The organism is Gaetbulibacter sp. NE (assembly GCF_025548475.1).
GTDB classification, from domain to species: Bacteria; Bacteroidota; Bacteroidia; order Flavobacteriales; family Flavobacteriaceae; genus Gaetbulibacter_B; species Gaetbulibacter_B jejuensis.
In genome coordinates this window covers 56,001-75,278 of sequence record NZ_JAOQHY010000009.1, presented here as the reverse complement: position 1 = coordinate 75,278, position 19,278 = coordinate 56,001, and the positions used below count along the sequence as shown (strand labels likewise).

Sequence of the window (19,278 nt, the reverse complement as noted above, 5' to 3'; positions counted from 1 at the left end):
GCAATTAATAATTAATAGTAATTAATTGTTGTAGGAATTTCATGTAGATTTCGATGTGTCTATTCATCGTATTCTCTCTGTCTTTTTCCTGGATAGGCAATTGAACCATGTTCAGAAATATCTAAACCTTGTATTTCTTCTTCTTCTGTTACACGTAACCCAAAAGTATACTTAAGAATACCAAATACAATTATAGATAAAACGATTGCCCAAACTGCGTAAGCTAATACTCCAATGGCTTGTGCGCCTAATTGCGCAAATCCACCTCCATTAAATAGTCCAATACCAGTATCACCATCAACACCCCAAAGACCAATAACTAAAGTTCCCCAAGCACCAGCTACACCATGCACTGATGCTGCGCCAATTGCATCATCAATTTTAAGTTTCTTTTCAATAAATTCAATAGAGAATACCACAATAACGCCTCCAATTAAACCAGCCAAAAGAGCTCCGCCTGCTGTCATGTTTCCGCAACCAGCAGTAATGCTTACTAAACCAGCCAAAGCACCATTTAAGGTTTGGGCTAAGTTTGGTTTTCCGTACCAAATCCATGTAGTGATAAGTGCTCCAAGACCACCTGCTGCAGCTGCAAGGTTAGTAATTAAAACAACTGTTGAAGCTGCTGAAGAGTCATCTCCTCCCCAAGCTAGTTGAGAACCTCCATTAAATCCAAACCATCCTAACCAAAGAATAAATACTCCTAAAGTAGCTAGTACTTGGTTGTGACCTGGAATAGGGATTACTTTTCCGTCTACAAACTTCCCGATTCTTGGACCAACCATAAAGGCAGCAACTAAAGCTGCCCATCCGCCAACTGAATGTACAATAGATGAACCTGCAAAGTCAATAAACTCAGCTGGCATAGATTCGCTGTTTAACCATCCTCCATTCCATTCCCAGCCACCTGCGATTGGATATATAACAGCTGTCATAACTATCGAGAAGATAGCATAAGTTGTGTATTTTGTTCGTCCTGCAATGGCTCCAGAAACTATTGTTGCTGCTGTTGCTGCGAACATGGTTTGGAAGAATAGGTCAGCACCTTCACCTTGCATTAATCCGCTCCAAAAAAACCATCCGTTTTCTGAATCTCCATACATTAATGAGTATCCAATAAACCAAAATGATATTGAACCTACACAGATGTCTAAGAGGTTTTTCATTGCTATGTTTACAGCGTTTTTAGATCTTGTCATTCCGGATTCTACAAGAGTGAATCCAGCTTGCATAAAGAATACTAAGATACCTGCAAGAAGCATCCATAGCATACTCATGTCTCCTTTTATTGCGCTTACAGCATCTTCCAGATTTTTTGTGGTAGCTGTAGCATCTTGCGCTAATAAAAAGTGTGTAATTGAAAATAAAGTTGTCATTATAAAAAAATTAAATATTATTTAGTTTAAGAGTAGTAGTTAAGTTCATGGTGGATTTAAAATGCGTAAATCGCAGCTAAAATAAATGAGCTAAGGCTTTTTGTTGGCATTAAATCGGTATCAACAAAAGCATCATCAGAAGCACTGTCGAGTCTTAACTCAGGTTTTATAGTTAGGTCTCCAACAACGTAGCTTCCTGTTAGTGTAGCGGCAATTACGCTAGAGTCTTCAACACCTGTTCCAATTGCTCCAAAATCGCCACTTTCAACAAAATATTCACCTCTTAGTCCAATTGTAAATTTGTCAGAAGTAGAGTATTGAGGGTAAATAGCTCCACCTGCAAAACCAACTCCGTCGTTGTCAAAGTAAGCACCATTGATTCCTAAGTAAAAATCATCAGACAGATCAAAACCACCTGTGAAGTCAATTTCAAATGCGCCATCGTCAGTAATGAAGTTTAAGTACTGTCCTTTGTATCCTACTTGAGCACCAAAAGCATATTTTCCATTTGGATTATATTCTGTGGCATCTGTTGGATTCATTACAGCTAGCATAAAGCTAAAGTCGTCTGAAATGGCAAAGTCAGCTTTAAGACCTGTATGGCTAAAAGGACCGTAAGAAAATAGGTAAGAAGTGCTATAGTTGAAATTTCCTGTTGGAGAAATAACTTCATAGCCTAAAAAAGTGTTGAAATTACCAAAAGTAAGAGTTACTGTTTCGCTTACATTCCAATAAGCATAGAGCTGATTTACAATATTGGAACTTCCTCCTGGTCTTAATAAAGGAGAATTGAAAATAGCGTCTTCACCTCTTGGTCCAAAGACTAAATCGGCAACAAAGCCTACCTTTGCGCCTTCGTATGAAGCTACAACATTAGCCATGCCTAAGGCAAAACCAGGTAAATTAGCAAAAGAGGAACCTGGATAAATGGCGTTTTCGTCGTTGGGTGCTCCAAAATTAACTCGATAGTATGCATCGATACTACCATTAAATGAGAATTTTTTCTTGTCCTCAGTTTCTTCTTCTTGAGCTTTCAAGTTAAAATTCACTACAGTCATTAATAGCAAAACGAGAGTAATTCTTTTTTTCATAATAAGTTAGTTTTGTTTAGAGAGGTAAAACTATGTAAAAACATTATTTACCCCTAAAAAAATAGGGTTATCAATTGTATTTTTATTATATAATTAAATTATACCCTAAAAAAATTAGGGTTAAATAATTTATATTGATTTTTTTAAGGATTTGAAAATGTGTTTTTTGATAAAAATTTAATTTTATTCAAAAAAAGATGAAAATATCGCATGTAAAATTTATTTTGATTGATTGATTTTCATTAAAATGATTTTTTTATTGAAAAATAACCATTGCGAATTTTGTATTTTAAGAGGTGGTTTTTTGAGAGATTCTAATTATAAAACCTTTAAAATAAGGATGTCGTAATAATAAAGAGAGTGTTATTATTTATGGTAAAATACCTTATATATTAGTAAGTCCTAAGTTTAAAATTAGCAAAAAGTAGTAGGTTATTATGGAAAAACAAGGACTATATTTACCAGAGTTTGAACACGATAATTGTGGAGCAGGATTTATTTGTAGTTTAACAGGAAATCGCTCTAATGATATTATTCACAAAGCATTAGAAATTCTTGTTAAACTTGAACATCGAGGAGCTGTAAATGCCGATGGTAAAACAGGAGATGGTGCAGGTATTTTAATTGATGTGCCTCATGTGTTTTTTAAGGAAAGCTGTGATTTTAATCTTCCGGAGTTAGGCAGTTATGCTGTTGGTAATATGTTTTTACCAAAAAAGGAAAACCAAATGCAATATTGTATTAATGTTTTCGAGGATGCTATAAATAATCAGGGGCTTAAAATTTTGGGCTGGAGAAATGTGCCTGTAGATAGTTCGGTTTTAGGGCAAGTTGCTGCAACTGCAGAGCCTTCTATAAAACAAGTATTTGTTGGTAAGGCAAGCGAGGAACAAACCGAGTTTGAGTTCAACTTAAAACTTTTCGCTGCGCGTAAAATTGCAGAGCATGATATTTATGGGTCAAAACTATCACAAGCGTCATATTTCTACTTTCCAAGCTTATCTACAAAAACGATTATATATAAAGGACTTCTAAAACCCGAAGACATCAGTTTGTATTATAAGGATTTAATGAATCCGTTATTAGATGCTAAACTGGCTTTGGTGCATCAACGATTTTCAACCAATACATTTCCTACTTGGGATTTAGCACAACCGTTCCGTTATATGTGTCACAATGGTGAAATCAACACACGTCGTGGTAATGTGTCTCGCATGTTTTCTCGTGAAGAACTTATGCAAAGCGATTGGTTTGGACCAGATATAAAAAAGATATTTCCAACGGTTTTAAATGGGAAGTCAGATTCTGCTCAAATGGATATGGTTGTAGAATTGTTATTAATGACTGGTCGTTCGCTTCCTGAAGTTATGATGATGTTGGTGCCAGAAGCTTGGGAAAAATACAAGGACATGTCTGACGAGAAAAAAGCCTTCTATGAATTCAACTCTTGCCTTATGGAGCCTTGGGATGGTCCTGCGTCTATTCCGTTTACGGATGGAAATTATATAGGTGCGGTTTTAGATAGAAACGGATTGCGACCATCGAGATATACGGTTACAAAATCAGGTTACGTGATTATGTCTTCTGAAACCGGAGTTATGGATATAAAGCCTGAAAATGTTGAATATCACGGACGTTTAGAACCAGGGAAAATGTTTTTGGTTGATATGAACGAAGGTCGTATTGTAAATGACGAAGAAATCAAAAATAAAATCGTTAGTAAGTATCCTTATCGTAAATGGTTGGATGAAAATTTAACCAGACTAAAAGATATAAAGTATAGTGATTACGAAATCACGCATAACGAGATTGAACTAAACACGCGCCAGCATATATTTGGATACACGCAAGAAGATGTAAATACCATTATTCTGCCAATGGCATCCAAAGCAAAAGAGCCAATTGGTTCAATGGGTTCTGATACGCCAGTTGCAGTGTTGTCAGAGCGTCCGCAGTTAATCTATAATTATTTTAAGCAGTTGTTTGCACAGGTTACCAATCCGCCTTTAGATGGTATTCGAGAAGAAATGATTACAGATATCAGTTTAACTCTGGGTAGCGATTACAATCTGTTTGATATTAACGAAAAGCACTGCCGAAAATTAAAAATTCAAAATCCGGTTATTTCAAAACAAGATTTAGATAAACTCATTAATTACAAAGGCAAAGAAGATTATAGTGTTGAGGTTATTTCAATGCTTTATGATGTGAATGAACGTGCAAATGGTCTAGAAAAATCACTTGAAAGGTTGGTGCAACAAGCATCAAAAGCTATAGATAATGGTGTGAGTATTATTGTGCTTTCTGATAGAAATGTCACTCAAGGAAAAGCGCCAATTCCAGCTTTATTGGCTTGTTCTTATGTAAACCATGGTTTGTATGGTTTGGGTAAACGCTCAAAAGTAAGTTTGATAATTGAGTCTGCCGAACCTCGCGAAGTGCATCATTTTGCACTATTGTTTGGGTTTGGAGCTAGCGCAATCAATCCGTATATGGTAAATGAAATTATCGAAAGTCATTTACCAGATTTAAATTTAGAGCTTGAAGAAGCAATTCAAAATTACAACAAAGCCGTTGGTCAAGGTATTTTAAAGGTGATGAACAAAATAGGGATTTCAACATTAAATTCTTATCGAGGTGCGCAACTGTTTGAATGTATCGGAATCAACTCAAATGTCGTAAATAAATATTTTCCTAATACACCAACACGAATTGAAGGCGTTGGACTTATGGAGCTTGAAAAGGAAATCTACAAGCGCTATCAAGTGGCTTTTGAAACGCAGGATATTGCTGGCGATTTAGACTTGCAAATTGGTGGCGAATACCGTTGGAGACGTAATGGCGAAAAGCACATGTTTAATCCGTTATCGGTTGCAAAATTACAACAAGCAGTTAGAGAAAATAATCCAACAACCTATAAAGAATATTCAGAGTTGGTAAACAATCAATCCAAAGCATTAATGACTATTCGTGGGTTATTTGAGTTTACAAATTACGATCCAATTCCTATTGAAGAAGTTGAGCCTTGGACAGAAATCGTGAAACGTTTTAAAACAGGAGCTATGTCTTATGGTTCTATTAGTAAAGAAGCTCATGAAAATTTAGCCATTGCAATGAATCGTATTGGTGGTAAAAGTAACTCTGGAGAAGGTGGCGAAGATGAAACACGCTTTTATAAAGATGCTGCTGGCGACTGGAAAAACAGTGCAATAAAGCAAGTGGCTTCAGGTCGTTTTGGCGTGACTTCTAACTATTTAACCAATGCCAACGAAATACAAATTAAAATAGCGCAAGGCGCAAAACCAGGTGAAGGCGGACAATTGCCAGGACCAAAAGTAAATCCGGCAATTGCCAAAACAAGAAATTCCACACCTTATGTAGGATTGATTTCACCACCACCACATCACGATATTTATTCTATTGAAGATTTATCGCAACTTATTTACGATTTGAAATCTGCTAATAGAGAAGCACGTGTTAATGTGAAATTAGTGTCAGAAGTTGGAGTAGGAACAGTTGCTGCTGGTGTTGTAAAGGCTAAAGCAGATGTTGTTTTAATTTCTGGTTTTGATGGCGGAACAGGAGCATCACCACTAACATCTTTAAAACATGCAGGTTTACCTTGGGAATTAGGAATTGCTGAAGCGCAACAAACGTTGGTAATGAACGATTTAAGAAATCGTGTGGTTTTAGAATGCGACGGACAATTAAAAACAGGACGAGATGTTGCCGTAGCGTGTTTGTTAGGAGCTGAAGAATTCGGTTTTGCAACAGCACCTTTGGTAGCTTCGGGTTGCATCATGATGCGAGTGTGTCATCTTAATACATGTCCTGTCGGAATAGCAACGCAAAATCCAGAGCTTCGTAAAAAGTTCAAAGGAAAACCAGAGCACGTTGTGAATTACATGTATTTCATTGCTGAAGAATTACGTCAAATCATGGCAAAACTTGGTTTTAGAACCGTTGATGAAATGGTTGGTCAAGTGCAAAAATTAAGTCGAACAAAAGCTATCGAGCATTACAAAGCTAAAGGTTTAGATTTAACACCAATTCTTCATCAAGTACCTGCAAAACCAGGAACAAAACTATATAATACAACAACGCAAGATCATGATTTAGAAAAGCATTTAGATTTTAAAATTATTGAGAAATCGCATCCAGCGTTATTCCGTAAGGAGAAAACATATTTAGATTTCAATATCCGAAATGTAAATCGTGCTGTTGGTGCAATAATAAGTAACGAAGTGTCCAAGATTTATGGTGCTCAAGGCTTGCCTGAAAATACGTTGAACCTAAATTTTACAGGTTCAGCAGGACAAAGTTTTGGAGCTTTTGCAACCAAAGGATTGACCATGATTGTCAATGGAAATACCAACGATTATATGGGTAAAGGATTGTCAGGGGCTAAATTGGTTGTTCGTGTTCCTGAAGACTCAACCATTGTTCCTGAGGATAACATTATTACAGGAAACGTAACCTTGTATGGTGCGACTTCTGGTGAGGTTTATATCAATGGAAAAGCAGGAGAGCGTTTCTGTGTTAGAAATTCTGGAGCGCAAGCGGTTGTTGAAGGTATTGGCGACCATGGTTGTGAGTATATGACAGGTGGAGTTGCTGTGATTTTAGGTGAAGTTGGAAGGAATTTTGGCGCTGGAATGAGTGGTGGAATCGCTTATATTTTAGACGAAAACAAAACTTTTGAAAGTAGATGTAATGACGAAGGATTAAATATCGATCCAGTTACAAATGCAGAAGACATCAAACAGTTAAAAGAATTGATTGAAAACCACTACAATGCATCGTTAAGTCCGTTAGCGCAACGCATTTTGGAACAATGGGAAAACTACTTGCCTAAATTCTTAAAAGTACTTCCAGAGGAATATCGTCAGGCATTAATCAAATTAGAACAAGAAAAATTAGTAACGCAATAAATCATGGGAAAAGTAACAGGATTTTTAGAGTATAAAAGAGAGGTTGAAGATTACAAACCTGTAGAAGAGCGTTTAAAAAATTATGAGGAGTTTGCTGTTAAAATGGCAAAAAGTCGAGTGGAAAATCAAGGCGCTCGCTGTATGGATTGTGGTATCCCTTTCTGTCATAGTGGTTGTCCTTTAGGGAATTTAATACCAGATTTTAACGATAAGGTTTATAACGGAAAATGGAAAGAAGCTGCCGAAATTTTACATGCAACCAATAACTTTCCGGAGTTTACAGGGCGTTTGTGTCCAGCACCTTGCGAAGAAGCTTGTGTGCTTGGAATTAACGAAGATCCAGTAGCTATTGAAAATATTGAAAAAAACATTGTTGAAGAAGCCTTTAAAAATGGATGGATTACAGCAAAACCACCAAAATCTAGAACAGGAAAAAAAGTTGCGGTTATCGGTTCAGGACCCGCAGGTTTAGCAGCAGCGCAACAGCTTAATCGTGCTGGTCATTCAGTAACGGTTTATGAGCGTGATGCAAAAGTGGGAGGCTTACTGCGCTATGGAATTCCAGATTTTAAATTGGAAAAAAATATTATTGACCGTCGTGTTGAGGTTATGAAAGAAGAAGGTATTCTTTTTGAAACCAATGCGCACGTTGGTGTAAATGTTGATGCAAGTGCATTAAAAAAAGAACATGATGCTGTCGTGCTATGTGGTGGCGCAACGGTTCGTCGTGGTTTGCCAATCGAAGGAGCTGATGCAAAAGGCGTTTATCAAGCCATGGAGTTTTTAAAACAGAATAACAAACGTGTTAGCGGTGAAAATTTTGATGAAACTGAAATTTCTGCAAAAGGAAAGCGCGTCATCGTTATTGGTGGTGGTGACACAGGAAGTGATTGTATAGGAACAAGTAATCGTCATGGCGCAGTTAGTGTAACTAATTTTGAAATATTAAGTAAGCCAACTATCGATCGTCCAGAAGCTCAACCTTGGCCTTTTTGGCCTATGCGTTTACGAACAAGTACCTCACATAAAGAAGGTGTTGAGCGCGTGTTTAGTATTTCAACAAAAGCATTTAAAAAAGATATCGATGGAAACTTAACAGGTTTGGTGACTTGTGAGGTAGAATGGGTGAAAACTCCAGGGCAAAGACCTCAATTACGAGAGGTTCCTAATAGTGAAAAACATTGGGATTGCGATATGGTACTTTTAGCGTTAGGTTTTACAGGTTCTGAAACAACTTTGGTAGAACAGTTTGGGCTAGAAACCGATATGCGAACTAATATAAAAGCACCAGAAACCAGCTATCAAACTAATGTGAATAATGTGTTTGTAGCTGGTGATATGCGTCGTGGTCAGTCGTTAATAGTTTGGGCGATTTCCGAAGGAAGACAAGCAGCGCATCATGTAGATAAATATCTTATGGGAAAATCAGATTTACCACTTAAAGGCGATGGTGATTTACCTAGAATTTAAGACAGAATTTGCTTTTTTAAAATAAACGTGTCATATTTGATAAGACAAAAATGAACAGACAAATTATTAATATCATTTCTATTATTATCGTTGTGATTATTTCACATCGATGAGGAATGGTATTGTTATAATGTTTTATAAAAAATGCCTTCCTCTTTTCGGAAGGCATTTTTTTATGCATCAAATTCAAATTTTGAACATCATAATCATTTTGATTTAAAATATTGATTTACAGTTTTTTAAATGACTGTTAAAAGTATTGAGTTTAGATGAGGATATTACAATGAAAAAAAAAGAACATTGCAAAAAATTACTTTAGAACAACCAAAAGGTTAGAAGATTAATAAATATAATGAGTAAACTAAATAAATACAGTAAAACCGTAACACAAGATCCAACATTACCTGCAGCACAAGCCATGTTGCATGCCATTGGTTTAAATGATGATGATTTACAAAAACCATTTGTAGGTATTGCAAGTACAGGTTATGAAGGTAATCCTTGTAACATGCATCTCAACAAATTGGCCACTTACGCAAAAAAAGGGACTGAAAAGGCTGATTTAGTAGGTTTGATTTTTAACACCATTGGTGTTAGCGATGGTATTTCAAATGGAACACCTGGAATGCGATTTTCATTACCATCAAGAGATCTTATCGCAGATTCTATGGAAACTGTTGTTGAAGCTATGAGCTACGACGGATTAGTAACTGTAGTTGGCTGTGATAAAAATATGCCAGGAGCACTTATGGCAATGTTGCGCTTAAACAGACCTTCTATTTTGGTTTATGGCGGAACCATTGCTTCAGGCTGTCATGAAGGAAAAAAACTAGATATCATTTCGGCTTTTGAGGCTTACGGACAAAAAGTTGCAGGAACAATAGATGAAACAGAATATAAAGAAGTAGTGCATAAAGCTTGTCCTGGCGCTGGTGCTTGTGGTGGTATGTACACAGCAAATACAATGGCTTCTGCTATTGAAGCTTTAGGGATGTCGTTGCCTTTTAATTCTTCAAACCCTGCAGTAAGTAGTGGTAATATTAAAGAAGAAGAAAGTGTTAAAGCAGGTGAAGCTATGCGATTGCTTTTAGAGAAAGATATTAAGCCTTCAGACATTGTTACCAAAGAATCTTTAGAAAATGCTTTCAGATTGGTGACTGTTTTAGGTGGATCAACAAATGCTGTTTTACACTTTTTGGCCATTGCAAAGGCTGCAAAAGTTGAATTTACTTTGAATGATTTTAAAAGAATAAGTGACACCACGCCATTATTAGCAGATTTAAAACCTAGTGGAAAATATGCTATGGAAGATTTACACAGCGTTGGTGGTATTCCTGGAGTTTTAAAGTACATGTTAGATAATAACATGCTTCATAAAGATTGCCTAACCGTTACAGGAAAAACAATCGCAGAAAATTTAGAAAACGTACCAAACCTTATTGAAGGACAAGACATCATAAAAACATTAGATAAGCCAATCAAAGATTCAGGGCACATTCGTATTCTTTTCGGAAATCTAGCTACAGAAGGTGCTGTTGCAAAAATAACAGGTAAAGAAGGCTTGTTTTTTAAAGGTGTTGCTAATGTTTTTAATAGCGAAAAAGAGGTTAACGAAGGAATAAAATCTGGAAAGGTTAAAAAAGGAGATGTGGTTATTATTCGTTACGAAGGTCCTAAAGGAGCACCTGGAATGCCAGAAATGCTCAAGCCAACATCGTCGATAATGGGAGCTGGTTTAGGAAAAGATATCGCATTAATAACTGATGGAAGATTTTCAGGTGGCTCTCATGGTTTTGTTGTTGGTCACGTTTCACCAGAAGCTCAAGTAGGTGGAAATATTGCTTTAGTAGAAAATGGAGACATCATTGCTATTGATGCTGTAAACAATTCGATAAACATTGAAATTTCTGAAGAAGAATTAGCAAAACGAAGAGAAAAATGGGTAGCACCAAAATTAAAGTTTGATAGAGGTGTACTTTACAAATATGCAAGAACAGTATCATCTGCTGCGCAAGGTTGCGTAACAGATGAGTTTTAAATACGTAGACTATGGAGAATACTCAAACAATCACAAAAGACGAAAAACAAGTGGTAACATCAACGCGCATTTCTGGAAGTGAAGCTGTGGTGCGTTGTTTATTAGCAGAAGGCGTCGAAACGGTCTACGGTTATCCAGGTGGCGCAATTATGCCAATTTATGACGAATTATATAAGTATCAAGATAAACTACATCATGTACTAACACGTCATGAGCAAGGAGCAACACATGCGGCTCAAGGTTTTGCACGCATTTCGGGAAAAGTTGGTGTAGCAATGGCTACGTCTGGTCCTGGAGCTACCAATCTAATTACAGGTATTGCTGATGCGCAAATAGATTCTACACCTATGGTTTGTATTACAGGTCAAGTCGCATCACATTTATTAGGTAGTGATGCGTTTCAGGAAACTGATATTATTGGCATTTCTACACCTGTAACCAAATGGAATCATCAAATCACAAAAGCATCTGAAATTCCAGAAGTATTAGCAAAAGCATTTTACATTGCTAAAAGTGGAAGACCTGGACCTGTGTTAATCGATATTACTAAAGATGCACAATTTGAAGAATTCGATTTTGAATATAAAACTTGCGAAGCAATTCGTAGTTATAAACCTGTTCCAGAAACACAACCAGAACAAGTAAAAGCTGCTGCTGACTTAATCAATAGTGCGAAAAAACCAATGATTGTTTGGGGACAAGGCGTTATTTTGGGTGAAGCTGAAGAAGAATTAAAAGCAGTGATTGAAAAAGCAGGAATCCCTTCGGCTTGGACTATTTTAGGTGCTTCCGCAATTGCAACATCACATCCTTTAAACATTGGCATGGTTGGTATGCATGGTAATTATGCGCCAAATAAATTAACCAACGAGTGCGATGTGCTTATCGCAATTGGCATGCGTTTCGATGATCGAGTTACAGGAAATTTAGCAACTTATGCAAAACAAGCTAAAGTCATTCATTTTGAAATTGATCCTGCTGAAGTTGACAAAAACGTAAAGACAGACATTGCTGTTTTAGGTGATGCCAAAACAAGTTTAGCGGCTTTGTTGCCACTTTTAGAAGCAAAATCACATGATAATTGGCACAATGAGTTCAAAAAGCTATATGATGTAGAATTTGAAAAAGTCATAAAAAACGATTTGCATCCAACCAAAGAAGGCTTAACAATGGGTGAAGTTTTAAAGCAAATCAATACCGAAACCAAAGGCGAAGCAGCTATTGTTAGCGACGTTGGTCAGCACCAAATGATTGCTTGTCGTTATGCTGATTTTAAAGTTTCTAAAAGCAACATTACATCTGGTGGCTTGGGCACAATGGGATTTGCATTACCAGCTGCAATTGGTGCTAAAATGGCTGCGCCAAATCGTGAAGTTGTGGCTATAATTGGAGATGGAGGCTACCAAATGACAATTCAAGAATTAGGCACTATTTTTCAAACGCGTGTTCCTGTGAAAATAGTGGTTTTAAATAACGATTTCTTGGGAATGGTTCGTCAATGGCAACAACTGTTTTTTGATAGGCGTTACGCATCAACCGAATTGGTTAATCCAGATTTTGTTCAGATTGCAAAAGGGTATCATATAGATTCTAAACGTGTCACAAAACGAGAAGAATTAGCTGATGCCGTTAAAGAAATGATAGCAAGTGATTCGGCTTACTTCCTAGAAGTTTGCGTAGAAAAAGAAGATAACGTATTTCCAATGATACCAACTGGAGCTTCGGTTTCAGATGTAAGATTAAGTTAATTATGAGTCAAGAAAACCAAATATATACTGTATCTATTTACACCGAAAATAATATTGGATTGTTAAATCGAATTTCGGCAATTTTTCAGCGTCGTCATATCAATATTGAAAGTATTGTGTCTTCTATTTCCGAAATAAAAGGCGTATCGCGTTGGACAATTGTTGTAAAAGTTACCGAAGAACAAATCAAGAAAATCATCGGTCAAATAGAAAAGCAAGTTGAAGTCATTAAAGCGTTTTATCATACAGATGATGAAACCATTCATCAAGAATCTTGCTTGTTCAAAATAAAATCAGATTTGTTGTTTGACGAACGTCAAATTCAAAATATCATTAAAGACAGTAACGCTAATATTGTTACTGTAAACAAGAAATTCTTTGTCCTTGAAAAATCAGGAAGGCGACAAGAGTTAGACGAATTACATCAAAAATTAAAGCCCTTTGGTATTATGCAATTTGTACGATCAGGACGTATTGCTGTGACCAAAGACGAAATGAAAATATCAGAAATGCTACTAGCATTCAAAAACTAAAACACACACCATGTCAAATTATTTTAACACATTATCATTAAGAGAACAGTTAGCACAATTAGGAAAATGTAGATTTATGGAAGCGTCAGAATTTGAAGATGGCGTTGAAGTTTTATTAGGAAAGAAAATCGTAATCGTTGGTTGCGGTGCACAAGGACTTAACCAAGGCTTAAATATGAGAGATTCCGGATTGGATATTTCTTATGCTTTAAGACCGCAAGCCATTGCCGAAAAGCGCCAATCGTATGTACAAGCAACCGATAATGGTTTCAACGTTGGAACATACGAAGAGTTAATTCCAACAGCCGATTTAGTACTTAACCTCACACCAGATAAACAACATACCAATGTGGTGAACGCTGTCATGCCTTTAATGAAAAAAGGAGCGACCTTAAGCTACTCGCACGGATTTAATATTGTTGAAGAAGGTACGCAAGTTCGTGAAGATTTAACCGTAATTATGGTAGCGCCAAAATGCCCTGGAACCGAAGTTCGTGAGGAATATAAACGTGGTTTTGGTGTGCCAACGCTTATTGCAGTACATCCAGAAAATGATCCGCAAGGAAAAGGATTGGCACAAGCAAAAGCCTATGCAGTGGCAACAGGTGGCGATCGTGCAGGTGTTTTAGAGTCTTCTTTTGTTGCTGAAGTAAAGTCTGATCTTATGGGTGAGCAAACCATCTTGTGTGGTGTGTTACAAACAGGTTCAATTTTGTGTTTCGATAAAATGGTTGAAGAAGGTATCGAGCCAGAATATGCGGCAAAATTGATTCAATATGGTTGGGAAACTATTACCGAAGCTTTAAAACATGGTGGTATTACCAATATGATGGATAGATTGTCTAACCCAGCAAAAATTGAAGCGTTTAAACTTTCGGAAGAATTGAAAGTGATAATGGCACCATTGTTCCAAAAGCATATGGACGACATCATTTCTGGTCATTTTTCTAAAACCATGATGGAAGATTGGGCAAATGATGATATTAACCTTTTAACGTGGCGTGAAGCTACAGGTGAAACAGCTTTTGAAAAAACACCTTTAACGTCTGAAACTATTTCAGAACAAGAGTATTTTGACCACGGAACATTATTGGTTGCGTTTGTAAAAGCAGGTGTTGAATTAGCTTACGAAACAATGGTAAGTGCTGGAATTATTGAAGATTCTGCGTATTACGAATCGCTTCATGAGTTACCATTAATCGCAAATACCATTGCTCGTAAAAAGTTATACGAAATGAATCGTGTGATTTCAGATACTGCCGAATATGGTTGCTATTTATTCGATCATGCAGCAAAACCATTGTTGGTAGATTTCATGAAAACCGTTTCAACCGATGTTGTCGGGAAACCATTTGCAACTAAAAATGATGTTGATAATATTGAATTGATAAAAGTAAATGAAGCTATAAGAAGTCACTCTATCGAAACTGTAGGTAAACGTTTACGTACAGCAATGACAGCCATGAAAGTGATAAAAACCGAAGATGTAAAAGCCGAAGCTGTTTTATCTTAATACAACAAATGAAAGATACACAAACCACATATTTTCCAACATTAGAAGCGGTAATTGCTGCTGCCGATAAATTGAAATCGGTAGTAAATCAAACACCATTAACCTCAAATTTATACTATTCAAAACTGTACGGTAGCAACATCTTGTTTAAGCGTGAAGATTTGCAAATGGTACGTTCGTATAAAATTCGTGGTGCTTACAATAAAATGGCTTCATTGTCTCAAAGTGAAGTGAAAAATGGTGTGGTTTGTGCCAGTGCAGGAAATCATGCGCAAGGTGTGGCTTTATCTTGCAAATTACTTAAAATTCACGGTACAATTTATATGCCTTCACCAACACCAAACCAAAAAATAGAACAGGTAAAAATGTTTGGCGAAGACTATATTAATGTCGTTTTAGAAGGTGATACGTTTGATGATTCTTACTATGCTGCTATGTGCGAGCAACAAGAAACAGGCAAGGCTTTTATTCATCCATTTAACGATGAAAAAGTTATTGAAGGACAAGCAACCGTAGGTTGGGAATTGTTTAACCAAGCACCAAAACCTATAGATTATGTTTTTGTACCAGTTGGTGGTGGTGGATTAGCCTCTGGTTTGTCAACTATTTTTAAGCAATTGTCCCCAAACACAAAGATTATAGGTGTTGAACCAACTGGCGCACCATCAATGTCAACATCAATTAAAAACGATGAGAATACAGAACTCGAACACATTGAAAACTTTGTAGATGGCGCTGCAGTAAAAAAGGTAGGTGATAAAACTTTTGACATTTGCAAGCAGAATTTAGACGATATGATTACCATTCCTGAAGGGAAAATTTGTCAGACTATTTTAGAGCTTTACAATAAAGAGGCTATTGTAGTTGAGCCTGCTGGCGCGTTGAGTATTGCAGCTTTAGATGTGTTTGCTGAAGATATCAAAGGAAAAAATGTTGTTTGTGTAATAAGTGGTAGCAATAATGATATAACACGTACTGCCGAAATAAAAGAGCGTGCATTGTTGTATTCAAATTTGAAGCACTATTTTATTGTGAAATTCCCACAACGTGCTGGAGCTTTAAAAGAATTTGTGGTAGATATTTTAGGCCCAAACGATGATATTGCGCATTTTGAGTACACAAAAAAATCCAATCGCGATACTGGTTCAGCAGTTGTTGGTATTGAGCTAAAATCTCAAGAAGATTTAGAACCATTAATCACTAAAATGAAAAACAGAAATTTTTATGGTGACTATCTCAATAATAAACCTGATTTATTTCAGTTTTTAGTCTAATTTTTTAAACTTTAAGCAGTTATAAGTGCTTATTTTGACAAAATCATAAAATTTGATTAAAATCAACAATTTTTAAACCGTCGTATTTAATTTATTTATAGTTTAGCACTATGAATTTAACAAAAAATAGAAATAGGGAAATCCAACCCACACGCTCTACACTTCGCGAGCGACGTCGCTAATGCTCAAAATCAAGCAAATTAGTTACACATTTTTATTTTTTTACCACATTGAACAACCCTTTACAGATATCATTTTTAAAACATCAAGTTATTACTCTTAATAACCATGTTTTAGTACGCCGACGTTTTCCACGTCGCCCGTAAGGGTATGTCTAATTTTTCGGAACTTTAGGTGTGTCCAGTTCCTCTTTCAAAAAAATAATTCCTGATAAAAGGAATCTCAAAAAAACAAAAAACTAGAATTATTAATAAATATAACCGTAATCACGGTCTGTATTATGGAAATTGTTATTGCTAACAAATCGCATAGCGTTTATGCCGAAATTATTTGCGAAACCATTGCCGAAGCTGCAAAAGTAAGAGGTACAGGTATTGCAAAACGAAAGCCAGAATATATCATTACCAAAATGGAAAATGGTAATGCTGTTATCGCATTAGATGGCGATAAATTTGCTGGTTTTTGCTACATAGAACAATGGAGTCACGGAAAATTTGTAGCAAATTCTGGACTAATTGTTCATCCAGATTTCAGAAATATAGGTTTGGCTAAACAAATCAAAAAGAAAATTTTTGAGCATTCGCGTACCAAATTCCCAAACGCAAAAGTGTTTAGTATCACAACAGGTTTAGCTGTTATGAAAATGAATAGCGAATTAGGTTATAAACCTGTAACGTTTTCGGAATTAACGGACGATCAAACCTTTTGGAATGGCTGTCAAACCTGTAAAAATTATGATGTTTTACAACGTACAGAACAAAAAATGTGTTTGTGCACAGGTATGTTATACGATCCTTTAAAAGAGGAAAAAACAAGCAATCATAAATTCGACAAAAAAGTCTGGACGCGATTAAAAAGCATTAAACAAACCAGATTTCTAAAAAAAGAAAAGCAAAATGAGTAAAAAATTAGTCATCGCATATAGTGGCGGATTAGATACATCGTATTGCGCAGTTAGCCTATCAAAAGCGGGTTACGATGTGCATGCGGTAAGTGTAAATACAGGCGGATTTACAAAAGAAGAAATTAACAAAATAGAAGCAAACGCCTATAAAATGGGTGTAGCTACTTACAAAAATATAGATGCTATTGCGTCTTACTATAATAAAGTAATTAAGTATTTAATTTTTGGCAACGTTCTTAAAAATAATACGTATCCATTATCGGTAAGTGCAGAGCGTATTATCCAAGCAATCGAAATTATTAAATATGCTAAAAGTATAGATGCTAAATATATTGCGCATGGTAGTACTGGCGCAGGAAATGATCAAGTGCGTTTTGATATGATTTTTCAAACTTTAGCACCAGAAATTGAAATTATTACACCAATTAGAGATCAAAAATTAACCAGACAAGAAGAAATCGATTATCTAAAAGAAAATGGTATTGACATGTCTTGGGAAAAAGCTAAATACTCAATAAATAAAGGACTTTGGGGAACAAGTGTTGGCGGATCAGAAACCTTAACTTCTGATAAACCTTTACCAAGCGAGGCATATCCATCGCAATTAAAACATTCAGATCCAGAAAAAGTCTCGTTAACCTTTTTAAAAGGTGAATTGACTGCAGTAAACGGAATCGAAAACAATCCAGAAGTCAATATTGAAGTCTTAAATACGTTAGCGTCTGCCTATGCAATTGGTCGCGATATTCACGTTGGCGACACCATTGTCGGTATAAAAGGTCGTGTAGGTTTTGAAGCTGCTGCTGCTCTAATAATCATCAAAGCACACCATTTACTAGAAAAACATGTATTAACCAAATGGCAATTACAGCATAAAGATAATCTGTCTAATTTCTACGGAATGCATTTGCACGAAGGTCAATATTTAGATCCTGTAATGCGAAATATGGAAGCCTTTTTAAAAAGTAGTCAAGATAAAGTTTCTGGTGATGTTGTGGTGACTTTAAAACCTTACCATTTCACATTAGATGGCATTACTTCAAAACATGATTTAATGAGTGCGAAGTTTGGAAGTTACGGTGAAGAAAACAAAGGTTGGACTGCTGAAGACGCTAAAGGATTCATTAAAATTTTCGGTAATCAAAACAAAATCTATCAACAAGTAAATCAAGAGTTATGATTAAAGCAGGAATAATTGGTGGCGCAGGATACACAGCAGGTGAGTTGATTAGAATTTTAATCAATCATCCTGAAGTGAATATAGATTTTGTGTACAGCACATCCAATGCAGGTAATACTATTGGTAAAGTACATCAAGATTTAATTGGTGAATATTTAGAATTTTCTAATAAAATCAATCCACAAGTTGATGTTGTTTTTTTATGTTTAGGTCACGGAAATTCTAAAGCATTTTTAAGTAAAAATGAATTTTCAGCTGAAACCAAAATTATAGATTTAAGTAATGATTTTAGGCTTGAAAAAGATAAGATTTTCAATGGAAAATCATTCGTTTACGGTCTACCTGAATTAAATAAATCAGACATAAAACAAGCGGATTATATTGCAAATCCTGGTTGTTTTGCAACTGCAATTCAATTAGCATTATTGCCTTTAGCAAATGCAAAATCATTAATCGAAGGTGTACATGTAAATGCAGTTACAGGTGCAACTGGTGCAGGAACATCATTATCTGCGACTACGCATTTTACTTGGCGTGACAACAATTTTTCATATTACAAACCTTTTACACATCAGCATTTAGGTGAAATTAATCAGTCGGTGAAACTGTTACAAGATAATTTCAATGCACAGATCAACTTTATGCCAAATCGTGGTGATTTTTCAAGAGGAATTTTCGCAACGCTTTACACAAAATTTGAAGGTGGTTTAGAAGATGCCAAACAACTGTTTAGTAACTATTATAAAGACGCAAAATTCACTTTGATTTCAAATGAAGATATTCATTTAAAACAAGTTGTCAATACCAATAATTGCATACTTCATTTACATAAACACGAAGATAAATTATTGGTTACAAGCATTATTGATAATTTACTAAAAGGCGCGTCAGGACAAGCCGTTCAAAACATGAATTTAATGTTTGGGTTTGAAGAAACAGCTGGTTTAAAATTAAAGGCGAGTTATTTTTAAAACGACGTCATTGCGTTAGCGATTGAAGTAGCATCCTTTTTATTTGCCGCTTCGAGCGCAGTCGAGAAG

Annotated in this window: 12 protein-coding genes; 10 read left to right on the top strand and 2 right to left on the bottom strand. The window is 35.9% G+C overall.

The window, feature by feature from the left end; genetic code table 11:
• Positions 1–59: 59 nt before the first annotated feature.
• Positions 60–1,376: an ammonium transporter gene (locus OD803_RS11370; RefSeq protein WP_262733498.1), complete on the bottom strand. Its 1,317-nt coding sequence runs from the start codon at positions 1,374–1,376 to the stop codon at positions 60–62.
• Positions 1,377–1,432: 56 nt separating this feature from the next.
• Positions 1,433–2,467: a porin gene (locus OD803_RS11365; protein ID WP_262733497.1), complete on the bottom strand. Its 1,035-nt coding sequence runs from the start codon at positions 2,465–2,467 to the stop codon at positions 1,433–1,435.
• 437 nt (positions 2,468–2,904) lie between these two features.
• On the opposite strand from OD803_RS11365, the gene gltB reads away from it, so the two are divergent.
• From gltB to argC, 10 genes are all read left to right on the top strand, one after another.
• Positions 2,905–7,398 (top strand): glutamate synthase large subunit, encoded by a 4,494-nt coding sequence (gltB, locus tag OD803_RS11360; RefSeq protein ID WP_262733496.1) that lies wholly within the window; start codon positions 2,905–2,907, stop codon positions 7,396–7,398.
• A gap of 3 nt (positions 7,399–7,401) precedes the next feature.
• Positions 7,402–8,868, top strand: coding sequence for a glutamate synthase subunit beta (locus OD803_RS11355; protein WP_262733495.1), 1,467 nt, complete (start codon positions 7,402–7,404; stop codon positions 8,866–8,868).
• Between the two features lie 352 nt (positions 8,869–9,220).
• Positions 9,221–10,906, top strand: a complete 1,686-nt coding sequence (ilvD, locus tag OD803_RS11350; RefSeq protein ID WP_262733494.1) for a dihydroxy-acid dehydratase — start codon at positions 9,221–9,223, stop codon at positions 10,904–10,906.
• An 11-nt stretch (positions 10,907–10,917) separates the two neighbouring features.
• On the top strand, positions 10,918–12,654 hold the full coding sequence (ilvB, locus tag OD803_RS11345) for a biosynthetic-type acetolactate synthase large subunit (RefSeq protein WP_262733493.1): 1,737 nt from the start codon (positions 10,918–10,920) through the stop codon (positions 12,652–12,654).
• 2 nt (positions 12,655–12,656) lie between these two features.
• Positions 12,657–13,187, top strand: coding sequence for an acetolactate synthase small subunit (gene ilvN, locus OD803_RS11340; protein ID WP_262733492.1), 531 nt, complete (start codon positions 12,657–12,659; stop codon positions 13,185–13,187).
• 10 nt (positions 13,188–13,197) lie between these two features.
• The gene (ilvC, locus tag OD803_RS11335) at positions 13,198–14,700 is read left to right on the top strand and encodes a ketol-acid reductoisomerase (protein WP_262733491.1); all 1,503 of its coding nucleotides are present in this window, start codon (positions 13,198–13,200) and stop codon (positions 14,698–14,700) included.
• A gap of 8 nt (positions 14,701–14,708) precedes the next feature.
• On the top strand, positions 14,709–15,974 hold the full coding sequence (gene ilvA / locus OD803_RS11330) for a threonine ammonia-lyase IlvA (protein WP_262733490.1): 1,266 nt from the start codon (positions 14,709–14,711) through the stop codon (positions 15,972–15,974).
• Positions 15,975–16,434: 460 nt separating this feature from the next.
• Positions 16,435–17,058: a GNAT family N-acetyltransferase gene (locus tag OD803_RS11325; RefSeq protein ID WP_262733489.1), complete on the top strand. Its 624-nt coding sequence runs from the start codon at positions 16,435–16,437 to the stop codon at positions 17,056–17,058.
• The gene (locus tag OD803_RS11320) at positions 17,051–18,238 is read left to right on the top strand and encodes an argininosuccinate synthase (protein ID WP_262733488.1); all 1,188 of its coding nucleotides are present in this window, start codon (positions 17,051–17,053) and stop codon (positions 18,236–18,238) included. Before OD803_RS11325 ends, OD803_RS11320 begins: the two co-directional genes overlap by 8 nt.
• Positions 18,235–19,209, top strand: a complete 975-nt coding sequence (gene argC / locus OD803_RS11315; RefSeq protein WP_262733487.1) for an N-acetyl-gamma-glutamyl-phosphate reductase — start codon at positions 18,235–18,237, stop codon at positions 19,207–19,209. The genes OD803_RS11320 and argC overlap by 4 nt, the downstream gene beginning before the upstream one ends.
• Positions 19,210–19,278: the final 69 nt, after the last annotated feature.